The sequence below is a fragment of the Pseudomonas sp. TE50-2 genome (genome assembly GCF_040813665.1).
GTDB lineage: Bacteria > Pseudomonadota > Gammaproteobacteria > Pseudomonadales > Pseudomonadaceae > Aquipseudomonas > Aquipseudomonas soli.
Genome location: NZ_JBFNXN010000001.1, coordinates 548,425 through 562,175, shown reverse-complemented (window position 1 = coordinate 562,175; position 13,751 = coordinate 548,425). Strand labels below are relative to the sequence as shown.

The 13,751-nt window shown below is 63.5% G+C and carries 12 protein-coding genes and 1 pseudogene; 9 read left to right on the top strand and 4 right to left on the bottom strand.

All coding sequences use genetic code 11. The features are described from left to right. Position 1 precedes the first annotated feature (1 nt). Positions 2 to 994, bottom strand: a complete 993-nt coding sequence (locus AAHK21_RS02465; protein WP_367858938.1) for an NAD(P)H-quinone oxidoreductase — start codon at positions 992 to 994, stop codon at positions 2 to 4. Between the two features lie 175 nt (positions 995 to 1,169). Between AAHK21_RS02465 and AAHK21_RS02460 the strand changes: the two genes are divergently transcribed. Further along, a complete protein-coding gene (locus AAHK21_RS02460; RefSeq protein WP_367856291.1) occupies positions 1,170 to 2,042 on the top strand; it encodes a LysR family transcriptional regulator in 873 nt (290 codons plus the stop codon). Between the two features lie 12 nt (positions 2,043 to 2,054). Here AAHK21_RS02460 and AAHK21_RS02455 read toward each other — a convergent pair whose 3' ends face one another. Beyond that, positions 2,055 to 2,528, bottom strand: a complete 474-nt coding sequence (locus tag AAHK21_RS02455; protein ID WP_367856290.1) for a VOC family protein — start codon at positions 2,526 to 2,528, stop codon at positions 2,055 to 2,057. 25 nt (positions 2,529 to 2,553) lie between these two features. Further along, positions 2,554 to 2,733, bottom strand: a complete 180-nt coding sequence (locus AAHK21_RS02450; RefSeq protein ID WP_367856289.1) for a DUF2986 domain-containing protein — start codon at positions 2,731 to 2,733, stop codon at positions 2,554 to 2,556. A 153-nt stretch (positions 2,734 to 2,886) separates the two neighbouring features. Between AAHK21_RS02450 and AAHK21_RS02445 the strand changes: the two genes are divergently transcribed. The 8 genes and pseudogenes from AAHK21_RS02445 (at position 2,887) to AAHK21_RS02410 (ending at position 12,588) form a co-directional block, all read left to right on the top strand. Next, positions 2,887 to 3,657, top strand: coding sequence for a ribonuclease (locus AAHK21_RS02445; RefSeq protein WP_367856288.1), 771 nt, complete (start codon positions 2,887 to 2,889; stop codon positions 3,655 to 3,657). 22 nt (positions 3,658 to 3,679) lie between these two features. Continuing rightward, entirely contained in the window at positions 3,680 to 5,368 is a 1,689-nt protein-coding gene (locus tag AAHK21_RS02440; RefSeq protein WP_367856287.1) for a phospholipase D-like domain-containing protein, read from the top strand. Positions 5,369 to 5,595: 227 nt separating this feature from the next. Then, the gene (locus AAHK21_RS02435; RefSeq protein WP_046855967.1) at positions 5,596 to 6,231 is read left to right on the top strand and encodes a lytic polysaccharide monooxygenase auxiliary activity family 9 protein; all 636 of its coding nucleotides are present in this window, start codon (positions 5,596 to 5,598) and stop codon (positions 6,229 to 6,231) included. A gap of 37 nt (positions 6,232 to 6,268) precedes the next feature. Then, positions 6,269 to 7,276: pseudogene (locus tag AAHK21_RS02430) on the top strand (chitinase); the annotation flags it as partial. Between the two features lie 362 nt (positions 7,277 to 7,638). Continuing rightward, positions 7,639 to 8,565, top strand: coding sequence for a DNA-3-methyladenine glycosylase (locus AAHK21_RS02425; protein ID WP_367856286.1), 927 nt, complete (start codon positions 7,639 to 7,641; stop codon positions 8,563 to 8,565). 163 nt (positions 8,566 to 8,728) lie between these two features. Next, positions 8,729 to 9,238 (top strand): RNA polymerase sigma factor, encoded by a 510-nt coding sequence (locus AAHK21_RS02420; RefSeq protein ID WP_367856285.1) that lies wholly within the window; start codon positions 8,729 to 8,731, stop codon positions 9,236 to 9,238. Positions 9,239 to 9,241: 3 nt separating this feature from the next. After that, positions 9,242 to 10,075, top strand: a complete 834-nt coding sequence (locus AAHK21_RS02415; protein WP_046855965.1) for a FecR family protein — start codon at positions 9,242 to 9,244, stop codon at positions 10,073 to 10,075. Positions 10,076 to 10,164: 89 nt separating this feature from the next. Continuing rightward, positions 10,165 to 12,588 (top strand): TonB-dependent siderophore receptor, encoded by a 2,424-nt coding sequence (locus tag AAHK21_RS02410; RefSeq protein WP_367856284.1) that lies wholly within the window; start codon positions 10,165 to 10,167, stop codon positions 12,586 to 12,588. Positions 12,589 to 12,978: 390 nt separating this feature from the next. Here the strand turns inward: AAHK21_RS02410 and AAHK21_RS02405 are convergent, their stop codons facing one another. After that, the gene (locus tag AAHK21_RS02405) at positions 12,979 to 13,533 is read right to left on the bottom strand and encodes an EamA family transporter (protein WP_367858937.1); all 555 of its coding nucleotides are present in this window, start codon (positions 13,531 to 13,533) and stop codon (positions 12,979 to 12,981) included. Between the last annotated feature and the right edge of the window lie 218 nt (positions 13,534 to 13,751).

The following is a 13,751-nucleotide window of genomic DNA, read 5'->3' as shown; positions in this document are numbered from 1 at the left end:
CTCAGCCCTTGTGCGCGACGTTCAGCACCACCTTGCCGATATGCCGGCCCGACTCCATCAGTTCATGGGCCTGGCTGGCCGCGGCTAGCGGGAAGGTGGCGTGGATCAGCGGCTTGACCGCGCCGCTGCGTACATGGGGCCAGGCCTTGGCCTGCAGCTCGCTGAGGATCGCCGCCTTGTCGTCGGCGCTGCGCGCGCGCAGGGTCGAGCCGATATGGGTCAGGCGCTTGGTCAGCAGCGGGAACAGGTCGACCTCGGTGGCCGGGCCCTTGACCACGCCGATCTGCACGATGCGCCCGTCCATGGCGGCGGCCCTGAAGTTCCGCGCCACGTAGTCGCCGGCGATGATGTCGACGATCACATCCACGCCCTTGCCGTCGGTGTGCGCCATGACTTGCTCGACGAAGTCCTCGCGGGTGTAGTCGATGGCCACGTCGGCGCCAAGTTCGAGGCTTGCGGCCTGTTGCCCGGCGCCATTGACCGTGGTGAAGATCTTCGCCGCGCCGAAGGCCCGGGCCAGTTGCGTCGCGGTAGTGCCGATGCCCGACGCGCCACCATGGATCAGCACGCTTTCACCGGCCTTGAAGCCGCCGCGCTGGAACAGGTTGACCCACACGGTCATGAAGGTTTCCGGCAGCGCCGCGCCCTCGACCATCGACAGGTTTTCCGGCAGGTGCGCGGTGGTGCGTTCGTCGGCCACGGCGTACTCGGCATAACCACCGCCCTGGACCAGGGCGATCACGGCATCGCCGAGGGCAAAGTGACGGACCTGCTCGCCGATGGCCACCACCTTGCCGGCGATCTCCAGGCCCGGGATGGCCGGCGCGCCGGCGGGTGGATCGTACAGGCCCTTGCGCTGCAGCAGGTCGGGGCCGTTGACGCCAGCGGCATGCACCTGCACCAGCACCTCGCGCGGGCCTGGCTGGGGCGTGGCATGGCTGGCGACCTGCAGGACCTCGGGGCCGCCTGGCCGGGTGATGTCGATGGCGCTCATTTGGCTGGGGATGATGTGACGCATGAAGACCTCTGTCATTCTGAAGAAAGGCCGTGTCGGCCCGTTGCGTCACAGGGTATGCAAGCCGGGTTGTCCGGTCGCGCGGCGATTTTGCGACGCACCTTTGCAGATTTTCTTCAGCCGGCAATGACTGCGCTGAATCAGGAGTGGACCAATGAACTGGGATGATGCCCGCATGCTGCTGGCCTTGAGCCGCGAACAGACCCTGCGCCGCGCCGCCCGGGTGCTGCGGGTCGACCAGGCCACGGTGGGCCGGCGGGTGGCGGCGCTGGAGGCGGACCTGGGCTCGACCCTGTTCCTGCGCACGCCGGCCGGTTATCAGTTGACCGCCATCGGTGAAGTGGCCGTGGAAATGGCGCAGAAGATGGAACAGGCGGCCCTGGAACTTGCCCGCCGAACCCGAGGCGCGGATAACGAGGAGGCCGGCGAGGTGCGCATAGCCACTACCGACTCCCTGGCCCTGGAGTTCGTCATCCCGGCACTGCGGCAAGTACATGAGACCCATCCCGAGGTGCGCGTGGTGCTCAGTGGCAGTTCGGAGATCGTCAACCTGTCGCAACGCGAAACCGACATCGCCATTCGCAACCAGCGCCCGGACAGCCCCGACCTGGTGCTGCGCAAGCTGGCCAGCTGGCAGATGGGCCTGTTCGCCTCGGCGGATTACCTGGCGCGGCGGGGCGTGCCGGAGGAGGGCAGCTTTGCCGGCCACGACCTGGTGGTGTATGAGCCGTATTGGCGCGATCGCGCCGAACCGACCCTGGTGGACGTGCCCATGGGCGAAGGGCGGGTGGTGATGGCGGCCAACGCCAGCATGATGCTGCGCCGCGGCATCGCCGAAGGCCTGGGCCTAGGGGAGATCCCGGTGGAGCTTGGGCAGTGTGACGGCTTGCGGCGAGTCTGGCCGCAGCGTACGCGCAGCCAGCCCTACGAGGTGTGGATGGTCACCCACCAGGACCTGCGCCACACGGCGCGGGTGCGCGCGGTGATCGACCAGTTGGTGCGGGCGTTTGCAGGGCCTGGCGAGTGACAGGCGCCGCAGTCAGCCTGCAACGGCCAAAGGGCTGAACGCGTCTGCGATGAAGGCTTCGAGCGCCTGGGCCTCGATGATCTCGATCGAGAAATGCCCGAAACGCTTGGGCAACCAGATGATGCGGGCTCCGGCAGGCGACTGCAGGTGCTCGCGAGCCAGTGGCTTGCCGTTCTCGTCCTCGGGCTGGATGCCATTGGCCGTCAGCTGGTCATAGGCTTGCTCGATGTCAGGCGTGGAGTAGCAGTGGCGGTAGATCATCCCTTCGCCGTGGGTATCGAGCAGGTCCTTGAGGTTGCCCGCCAGCGGCTGGACCAGCATGAAACGCTCCTGGCCGACCCGGGCGATCGCATAGTGGACGTGCAGGCCGCCGCGTTCCCAGACCAGCGTGCGGGAAATGTCGGCGCGCAGCACCTGCGCGTAATAGCTACAGGCTGCGCCCAGATCGGCGACCAGTACATCCACGTGGCTGAACTTGAGGTCCATTGCATTGCTCGCTCATGCAGAAGGTTCAGGGCTGTGCCGGCGCGACGTCGCTCACCGAGTCTGCTTCGGGCTGGCCGGCCTCGACCGCCAGTTTCAACCGGTCGGCCTTGGAGATGTAGGGGTTCCTGTTTTTCGGCGCCAACTTGGCGCTGGCCTTCTTGGCGTGGGCTTTCAACAGCTGGTTGATCTTTTTACGACGGTTCATGTTATTCCACTTCATTGACGCTGGGTGCTGCCGCAGGGCGAACGATACAGCAAACCGCCACTGACGAATCGTCATATTCGCGCTACACCATCACCTGACGGGTTTAACCGAGCGACAGGCACGGAGCCTGTCGCACCCGACAAGGAGGTCATCATGCAATGGACGCCACAATCTGCAACCTGCCTGAAAGCGCTGCTCTTTGGCTGCCTGGCAGCCGCCGCCTCGCCCACTTTCGCCGAGCAGATCTGCGCGTTGCCCGACAACGTCGAGCCTGCGCCGGCCCGCCCGGTGGACTACGTCAACAAGGACCTGCCCACCGATTACCTGGCCCTGGTGCTGTCCTGGTCGCCGGAGCACTGTGAAGCGCAGCGCAACAAGCCCAAGGCGCAACGCGAAAAGCATGCCTTCCAGTGCTTCTCGGGCAATCGTTTCGAATGGGTGGTGCACGGCCTGTGGCCGCAGAATGGCTACGCCAGGTCCAACCAGGACCATCCGCGCAACTGCCAGACAGTCGGTTCGCTACCGGCGCCCTTGGTCAGGCAGCACCTGTGCATGATGCCCGGGCCGGACCTGATGCAGAACGAATGGCAGGCCCACGGCACCTGCGGCTGGTCGTCGCCGGAGCGCTACTTTGCCGATATCCAGCGGGTCTACGACTCGCTGCAGCGGCCCTCCCTGCAGGAAATGCTCGGCAGCGAAGCAGGTCCCAACCAATTGGTGGACGCCAAGGTGAGCGACATCAAGCAGGCGTTCCTGGCCCATAACCCGGCGCTGCCTGCGCAGAGCCTGCGGGTATCGGTGGGTTCGGGCAACCGCCTGAAAGAGCTCTGGGTCTGCCTGGACAAGCAGCTCGGCCCAATGCCGTGCCCGGCCGGCGGGACCCCCGACAACCAGCAGATCAAGGTCCGCACACCCTACCAGTAACCTTCCTGCAAGGAGCGCCCCCATGCGAGCATCCGCCACTGGCGACTACCTGCGCGTACGCGCTATCGCTGGCACCCATGTCGTGGTGCTGGCCTGGGACTTCGTCACGCCACCGAACCTTGCGACGCTGGTCGGCGAGCAGAACCTGCTGGGCTTTGCCGTGCAGCGCAAGCAGTTCGACGCGGCCGGCCAGGTGCGTACCCGCTACTACCTGCGTGGTTTGAAACGCTTCGCAGACAAGGACAAGGGGCTGCCCCCGGGCACGCGGGTGCCGACCAGCGAACACCCCATCCAGAGCTTCCTATGGGCGGACTACACCGCCTCTGCCGAAGGCGACTACGAGTACGCGGTGCAACCGGTGTTCGGCGAGCCGAAGAACCTGCGTGTGGATGAGGCCCTGGGTGTTGCCGTGCGTGTGCGCTGCGAAAGCACGGCGGCGCCGGGCACGGGCGTGCGCCACGACGTGCACTTCAACCGTGGCGTGATCGGCTCCCAGGCCTATGCCCGGGAGTTCGACAACGTTGCCCCCGACCCCGACGCGCCGCAATCCAAGCCGATGCGATGGCTTTCGCGAGGCTTGTACGAGGCCCTGCTTGCCTTCATCGAACGCGGTGCCAGGCCGGGCATGGGGTTGCGCGCGGCGTTCTATGAATTTCACTACCTGCCGGTCGCCCAGGCGCTAAGCGATGCCGCGCAAGCAGGTGACGTGCAGGTCGTCTTTGACGCGGCCAGCAAGTACAAGGCCGAGAACCAGGCCACCATCGCCCAGGCCGGCCTGGGCGCCCACGCTCATCCGCGCACGGTCAGCGAGGGTATCCGCCACAACAAGTTCATCGTGCTGCTCGAGCATGGCCAGCCGGTCAGTGTCTGGACCGGCTCGACCAATATCTCGGCCGGTGGGATCTTCGGCCATTCGAACGTGGGGCACGTCGTCCACGACCCCGAAATCGCCCGGCAATACCTCGACTACTGGACCCGCCTGCAACGCAACCTGACGCCGGGCAAGTTGCGCACGCCCAATGCCCTGGCCAGCCCGCTGCCGCCCTTGCCATTGCAGCCGGGCACCTATCCCGTGTTCAGCCCGCGCGAAGTAAAGGACGAGCCCCAGGCGCGCAAGACCTTGCAGTGGTACGCAAACCTGGCCAGCGCGGCCAGTCAACTGGTGTGCTTCACCGCTGCTTTCGATATCGCCGCCGAGTTCCAGACGGTGTTCCAGGCACAGAACGATGTGCTGCGCTACGTGATCAAGGACGATCCGCTCAGCGCGACCGAGAACATCGGTACCGACGGTGATGTGATCTTCGCGGCCGGTAGCCATCTGAGCGAGGACAACACGCTGGCCAACGCGCTGAAGGAACGCGACAACCCGCTCAACAGCAACGATTACATCCATACCAAGTACATGCTGGTCGATCCCTTGGGCGAGCAGCCCACGGTGGTGACGGGCTCGGCGAACTTCAGCAGCGCCTCCCAGGTGAAGAACGACGAGAACATGCTGGTGATCCACGGCGACACCCGGGTGGCGGACATCTACTTCGGCGAATTCATGCGCCTGTTCGACCATCACTACGCCCGCTACCTGGCGGCAAGGTACCAGGCCCGACCCGGCAGCCAGGGCAATTATCTGAAGGAGACGGCCGGGCAATGGCTGCCCGTGCACCTGGATCCGTCGAACTACCGCTCGAAGCGCCGGCAGTACTTCATTGGCTGACAGGCTCGGGCACTGGCCAGACGTCGCGCTGGCGTGTAGGTGTTTTGCTTCAGGGCGGGTAGGAGAACTCAAGCGGTACTGTATATTTGTCCAGTATTCATTGGCGATTCCAATGCCTGAGCACGCCAGGAGCAAAAATGGCTGCGTGGACAATAAATCCAGCTCCGTTAGTTTGAAGGCCTCTCCTTCGGAAAGGGAGAGTTCTCAAACCACATGGAGTTACAACGATGAACCAACCAGAAAACCAGAACCCGCTTCGCCACGGTCGTGTCACCACCCCAGCCTCGCGTGGCGCCGTCGCCATCGACCTCGGCGTGCTGAGCGGCTGGCAGGTCGATGAAATGGAAGGCGGCAAGAACTTCCCGGCCCTGGCCGCCGGTCCGTTCCCCGCGCCGTTCCAGTCGGACAACCCGAGCGTCGCGCCGCCCGCCGATGGCTACATCCTCAGCGGTGGCAAGACCGACGCTCGTGACTGCGTCAACTTCACCGACGAGGAGATGGGCAAGAAGCTCAACCGCGCCTTCACCTGGCCGCTGATCAATGTCGACGCCGGGCAAGTGTTCAAGGTGACCTGGCGCTACACCGCGCCGCATACCACCCGCGGCTATCGCTGGCTGATCACCAAGGACGGCTGGGACCCGAAACAACGCATCACCCGTGCGCAACTGGAAGACAAGCCGTTTGCCGAGGACTTCTACCCTCAGGTGCCGTACTACAGCCACGCCGGCGAGCTGAAGGCCAAGGTCGATCACGAAGTGAAGCTGCCGGCCAACAAGAAAGGCCGTCACGTGATCGTGCTGATGTGGATCGTCGCCAATACCGGCAACGCCTTCTACCAGGCATTCGACGTCGACTTCCAGTAAGTCTGCGGGATCTACACACGTTCTGAAGGATTAGAACATGGCAACGATTGACTTTACCCAACTCAAGGCAGCGCAGGATGACGCTGCATCGCGAATGCCCAGCCTGGCGGGCAAGAAGATCCTCATGGGCTACTGGCACAACTGGCCGGCCGGCCCGGCGGATGGTTACCAGCGCGGGCAGTTCGCCAACATGAGCCTGGAGGAGGTGCCACGCGACTACAACGTGGTGGCGGTGGCCTTCATGAAGGGCAGCGGCATACCGACCTTCAAGCCTTACAACCTGTCCGATGCCGAGTTCCGGCGCCAGGTGGGCGTGCTCAACAGCCAGGGCCGGGCGGTGCTGATGTCCCTGGGCGGCGCCGATGCGCATATCGCCCTGAACCCGGGCCATGAACAACCGCTGGCCAATGAAATCATTCGCCTGGTGGAAACCTACGGTTTCGACGGGCTGGACATCGACCTTGAACAGAGCGCGATCGATTTCGCCGCCAACAAGACGGTCCTGCCTGCCGCGCTGAAACTGGTGAAGGATCACTACGCCGCCGAGGGCAAGCATTTCATCATCAGCATGGCACCGGAGTTCCCCTACCTGACCAGCGCCGGGCGCTACGTCGACTACCTCAAGGCACTGGAGGGGTACTACGATTTCATCGCCCCGCAGTTCTACAACCAGGGGGGTGACGGGCTCTGGGTGCAGGAGGCCAACAATGGCAACGGCGCCTGGATCGCGCAGAACAACGATGCCATGAAGGAGGACTTCCTGTTCTACCTGACCGAGAGCCTGGTCAGTGGCACCCGCGGCTTCACCCGGATCCCGGCCGACAAGTTCGTCATCGGCCTGCCGGCCAACGTCGACGCCGCCGCCACCGGCTATGTGATCAACCCGACGGCAGTGACCAACGCGTTCAAGCGTCTCTATGCCAAGGGCGTGTCGATCAAGGGCCTGATGACCTGGTCGGTCAACTGGGACAGCGGGTTCAACAAGAACCACGTGCCCTACAACCAGGAGTTCAGCCGGCGCTACGGACCGCTGATCAACAGTGGCAACAAGGCCACAGCGTCCACCGACGCCTGATCGAGCTAGCATCCGGCAGACGTGCCTGATGCCCGACAGTCGAGGCCTGTCGGCTTGATCACCGCATGAAGATCCGATGCCGCAAGGCATCGGATTTTTTGTGCCTGGTCGCTAGTGTGGTGTTTCACAAATAACGACCATAACTCGCGGCGCTTTTTGCGCTCATGCAGCGTTGTCGCTCCTCGCCGTAGCTGGGCTACGACTCGTCGCGACGCCTTGCCTGAGCGCAAAAATCGCTCGCGATTTATTGGTCGTATTTGCAAAACACCACACTAGGGCGCAGGTACGAAAATGGCGAGTCACCGCTATGCACAGGGGCTACCATGTCACCCATGGCCAATATCAACGACACGACCGAAAACGACGCCTGCTACCTGGAACCGGAAGCGCACGATGCGCGCTTGGATGGTTGTTTTTTCCTGGGCTGGCGTCCGCCCTATGACACTTCGGCAATGCTCGGCTTTCTGCGCCTGCGGGCGATACCCGGCGTGGAGCGTGTGGAGGAGGGGACGTACACCCGTACGCTGCGCCTCATGCAGGACGGTCAGGAACATTGCGGCTGGTTGAGCGTGGCCTTTGACGAGGCGCGCGCCCAGGTGCGGGTGACGATCAGTGATTCCCTGGCGGGCGTCCTGCCCACGGTGATCAACCGCGTGCGCGCCGCGTTCGACCTGGATGCCGACCCGCTCGCCATCGACGCCGTGCTGCACAGTGCGTTCCCTTCGGGTGTGGGCCTGCGCGTTCCGGGAACGGTGGATGGTTTCGAGCTGGCCGTGCGTGCCGTGCTGGGCCAGCAGATCACCGTGGCCGCTGCGCGCACATTGGGCGCACGCCTGGTCGCGGCCTTCGGACAACCCATCACAACGCCGCTGCCTGGCATGGACCGTCTGTTCCCCACGCCCGCCGCGCTGATCGCGGCCAGCGGTGATCAACTGGGCCGGCTGGGCATCACGCGCCAGCGCCAGGCGGCGCTCAAGGCGCTGGCCGAGGCGGTGCTGGAGGGCGGCCTGATCCTGAGCCCCGGGGTGGATGTCGCGGCCACCTGTGCCCGCTTGCGCGCACTGCCGGGGATCGGCGACTGGACCGCGCAATATATCGCCTTGCGTGCGTTGCGCTGGCCCGATGCCTTCCCGGCGGGCGATGTGGCGCTGCAAAAAGCCCTGGGGGTGAGCAGCGCACAGGCGGCGACGCAAGCCGCGCAGGGCTGGCGACCCTGGCGCGGCTATGCAGTGCTGCGCGCCTGGCAAAGCTTGCACTGACACGCCAGCCTGAACTGGTGTAAACCAATTTCAGGACTAGACAGTATCGGGGGTCTAAGCTCTGGGCGCCGAACACAGCTGACGTGTCTGCCATGGCAGCTCAAGTTGCCCGACCTGAAAAGCGCATGATATAAATGAGATTCACTATCAATTGGTTGCCATCATGGCTTCGACCGACAACGATCTCCTGCGAGCCCTGGCCTTGCACTACGACGATTTGGTCGAGCACATTCGCCGACGTTTTTCCAACCAGCATTTTGCCCGCGACGTGGTCCATGATGTCTGCGTGCAGATCCTGGAAAAGCCGCCGCTCAACGCCATCAGCATGCCCATGGCCTTTTTGCGGCGTGCCACGCTCAACCGTGCAATAGACCGGCGCCGTTCGGAAAGCACCCGCACGCTGTACGCGCAGAGCCAGATCGCCGTGGTCGAGCAGCACTGCGACCCGCTGGATGGTGCGATGGCGCTCGAATTCGAACAGCGCCTGCGTGCCTTGCTGGCGGTGATCGACGCATTGCCGGCGCGTCAGCGCCAGGTGTTCCTGCTCCACCGTATCCACGGCATGCCACAAAAGGACATCGCGCAGGAGCTGGAGATTTCCGTGAACATGGTTGCCCAGCATTTCATGCGGGCCATGCGCACCCTCGCACAACGCTGGCAGCCGGAGGCCTGATCGATGCAACGCCGTAGCGCGCCCGGCGCGCGCGATGCCCTCGAGCCTTACGCTGAATCCCTGCGTGCGCTGGTGCCCAGCCGTGAGGCGCTTTTGCAGGAAGCCAAGGCGCAGAGCGCACGCAATGCCAATCGTCGGCGCAAGGCCGCCGGCACGGCCTTGCTGCTGGCCCTGGCCGGTTGGGCCTGGCTGGCCGACCCGGCGCTGGGCTACCGCCAGGTCGAGGTGGCCAGCAGCGGTCGCGAAACGTTGCACCTGGACGACGGCAGCGTGGTCGAACTGGACGCGGGCAGCGTGCTGCGCATCGAGTATCGCCTGCGCAGTCGGCAGTTCGAGCTGCTCGATGGCGAAGGCTTGTTCAGCGTGGCTCATCAAGCCAAACCCTTCATCGTGCGTAGCCAGGGCGTGGCTGTGCGCGATATCGGCACGGTGTTCGATGTACGCAGCGACCTGGACGGCGTGCGGGTGGCTGTTCTGGAGGGAGAAGTGGAGGTGGACAACGGCATGGCGCGTCAACGGCTGACGGCCAACCAGCAACTGCTTGCCAACCCTCAGCGCCTGGGGCCGGTGCACGCCAGCAACCCCGGCGAACGAGACGCCTGGCGGCATGACCTGTTCCATTTCGACGGCACCCCGCTCGAGTCGGTCCTGGCGCAACTGCGCCGCCATCGCGACGCGCCGATTCGCCTGCAGGGCGCGACCGCCAGGCAACACCGGCTCAGCGGAGAGTTCCCCACCGGCAATGTCGAACAGTTGCTCGACAGCCTGCCGCAGCTGGCGCCGGTAACAGTCAGCCGCGACAAGAGCGGTGCTGTGCAGGTGGATGTGCAGCGCTGAGAAAAAATTTCAGCGCTGCATCAATGTGCGGGTGAGCACAAACGCCAATCCCTATGAAACGCATTCTCACTTGCTCCGATGGGGATTCCATGACGCTCTTTATCCACCCGCTGCGTCAGGCCATGGGCCTGGCGACATTCGGATTTCTGCTTGCCGGGCCCGTGCAGGCCGAACAGACGCACTACCGCATCGACCTGCCGGCCCAACCGCTGGATCAGTCGATCAATGCCCTTGCCCGCCAGACCGGTAGCCGCATTCTGTTCAACACTGACGCCGCGCACGCGGTACAAGCGCCGGCATTGCACCAGCAACTGAGCGTCGAACAGGCGCTGCGCCATTTGCTCGCCGGCAGCCACCTGAGCCTCACCCAGGCAGCCGATGGCCAGTATCTGATCGCGCTGCCCAGCGAATCCAGCAACGGTGCGCTGGAACTGGACGCTTCCAGCGTCATCGGCCGCCAGCCGGTCACCACCACCGAGGGCAGCCATTCCTACACCTCCGGCGCGGTCACTCTGGGCAAGGGCGTACAGACCCTCAAGGACATCCCGCAGTCGGTCACGGTGATGACCCGCCAGCAGATGGACGACCAGAACACCCAGACCATCAGCGACCTGGTCAACCGCACGCCCGGCCTCACCGCCAGCCGTTCGCCGGGGTCGGGGCTGTTCATCTATTCGCGCGGTTTCAGCATCGACACGCTGCAGTACGATGGCGTGCCGATTCCGCGCAATACCTACTCGCTCGGCAGCTACCTCACCGAAGACCTGAGCTTCTATGACCGTGTCGAAGTGCTGCGTGGCCCGGCCGCGCTGCTGCAAGGCGGTGACAGCCCGGGCGGGGCGATGAACCTGGTACGCAAGCGCGGGCAGGACAAGGCGGTGGTCAGCCTGACCGGCAAGGCGGGTTCCTGGGACCGCTATGGCCTGCAACTGGATGCTGGCGGCCCGCTGAACGCCGAGGGCACCCTGCGGGCCCGCACGGTGGTCAGCCAGAACGACAACGGCTCGTTCATCGACTATGTGCGTGGCTGGAACCAGACCGTCTACGCTGCCGTGGACTATGACTTCACCCCGGACTTCACGATGGGTCTTGGCGTTGCCAACCAGAAGGGCCACGCCCGCCCGGCCATGCTTGGCCTGCCGCGCTATGCCGACGGCGGCAACCCCGACTGGTCGCGCTCGACCTATGTCGGCGCGGACTGGAACCGTGCCAACAACGACCAGACCAGCGTGTTCCTCGACGCCAGCTACCGGCTCAACGACGACTGGCGGCTGAAGGCTGCCGGCGTGTACATGAGCGAACACAACGGCGCGACCTACCAGGCGTTGTGGGATGCCCTCCCGGCCAACGGCTCCACCAGCAACACCTACATCGACTGGAGCACCGATTTCACCACCCACAGCAAGGGCCTGGACCTGTACCTGGACGGCCAGTTCACCGGCTTCGGTTTCGAGCAGACCTTCCTGCTCGGCGCCAACTACTCGCGCATCAATACCGACGACCGCTGGGCCAGGGCTCCCACTTTCGGCGCAGACTCCAGTAACGTCGACCACCACCGCCCGATGCCAGACATCTACGGCCTGGCAAGCCGGGGCCGTGGCGAGTTGACCGAGTACCAGATCACCCAGAAAGGCTTGTATTCGCGCTGGTCGATCAACCTGACCGAGCCGCTGAAGCTGATCGTCGGTGCCCGCACCAGCTGGTACGACTACAGCTACGCCTCCCAGTCCTTCGCCCGCACCGGCTACAGCGAATCGACAACCAGCAGCAACGGCAAGGTTTCGCCCTATGCGGGCCTGGTGTATGCGCTGAACAAACAGTGGTCGGTCTACACCAGCTACACCGACGTCTTCCAGCCGCAGAGTGCACGCACCAGCAGCGGTTCGGTGGTCGAGCCGATCATTGGCAGCAACTACGAACTGGGGCTCAAGGGCGAGTTGTTCGACGGGGCGCTGAACACCTCGGTCGCGCTGTTCCGCTACGACCAGGAGCACCACGCGGTGCTCGACCGCAGCGGGCCGATGGACTGCAATGGCTGGTACTGCTCGAAGGCGTCAGGCAAGGTGCGCAGCCAGGGCCTGGAGGCGCAGGTCAGCGGTGAAGTCCTCAGTGGCCTGCAAGTGATGGCCGGCTACGTCTACAACACCACGCGCTACCTGGAAGACGCCAACTACAAGGACAAGGTCTACAGCACCTGGACGCCCAAGCATCAGTTCAAGCTGTGGGCCGACTACACCTTGCCCGGTAACTGGAGCCGTGCCTCGGTGGGGCTGGGCACCACGGCGGTCACCGGCACCACTTCCTATGACCACGTCTTCGACCTGCCCGGTTATGCCATCTGGGATGCTCGGGTCGCGTACAAGGTCAGCGACGAGGTGACCGTGGCGGCGAACCTCAACAACCTGCTGGACAAGAAGTACTACCAGCCGGCCTACAACACCATCGACTACAACAACTACTACGGCGACCCGCGCAATGTCATGTTCAGCGTGAAATACACGCCGGAACTCTAGTTTGGCTGTAGTGCGCGAGGGCCTGTTGTGATTGGCACAGGGCTCATGGCGCGAGCGAATGTCGGTCGTGGACAACACAAAGGCTTGGATCAATGTCTGCTCTGGGTCGATAGCAGCGAGTCGCGACCGGCTGTTTTCGACCCATTGCTGCCCTTCGTTGGAGGACAGCTATTAGCCAAAAGCGTGCTCTCGGGCGCTCAGCTATCGACAGGCGTACGCCACGTAAAATGCAGTAACGTGGTCGCCGCGAGGCTAAAAGGGACGGCAATCAATGGTGCAAATTGCGCCACGACATATCCAGCTGCGGTTCCGACAGCGCTTGCGAGTGCTAGAAAGCAGTAGTCGCTTCGCGTGTGAGTACTTCGAATTACAAGGTTTAGCATTGATCGCTCAGCTATGGTCGTTTGATGGATTGCGTACCGACAATTTCGGCTTCCCCAGTTGCATCCGCATTGCTAATGAAAGCCCAGTGATCACCATTACCAGTGAGATGATCAGCTCAAGCGTCAGCATGCGGCTCCCCAAGACGATCTCTATTCCAGCAGCGGTGATGGGCCCCAGAGCCTGAAACGCGACCACGCGACTCGGTTCTAATCTCGCTAATGCCCAAAGCCAGCAAAAGTAGCCCAAGCCACTTGAAAGCCCGATGAAGCAGACGTTTGCCCATTGAACCGCCGAGGCAGAGGGCAGTAGGGGCTGTGAAGTCAGCAAGCAGTACAAGATCAAGAACATGACTGCGGCCACCATCGCCAATCCGCTAGTGTGAAGTGCGGAGTAACGAGCCAGGTACGGGCTATACATGACGCTGGTTACAGCACCAATCACCGTGGCTGTGATCAATGCTCCGAATCCAAGTACGCCGCTACTGCTTTCCAGCCCCGTCTTAGGCATTCCAAGCAACAACCCGACCCCCGAAACTGCCAGCAAAACTCCGGCAAGCTTCATTGCTCGAAATGTCTCTCTACGGGCTGCGATTGACCATCCCATAGTGAAAAGGGGCATTGTTGAAAACACCAATGCACAGGTCGTCGCACTCAGCCGTGCAAGCCAACGTCATTCGAACGGCCCATTCACAGCAGAAACGACTGGTCGGAAGCGGCTGCGTGCTGGCGTGGAAAGGACAAGTTCGATCACGAGGCCGTGAGCAAACATTTCGGCAAATG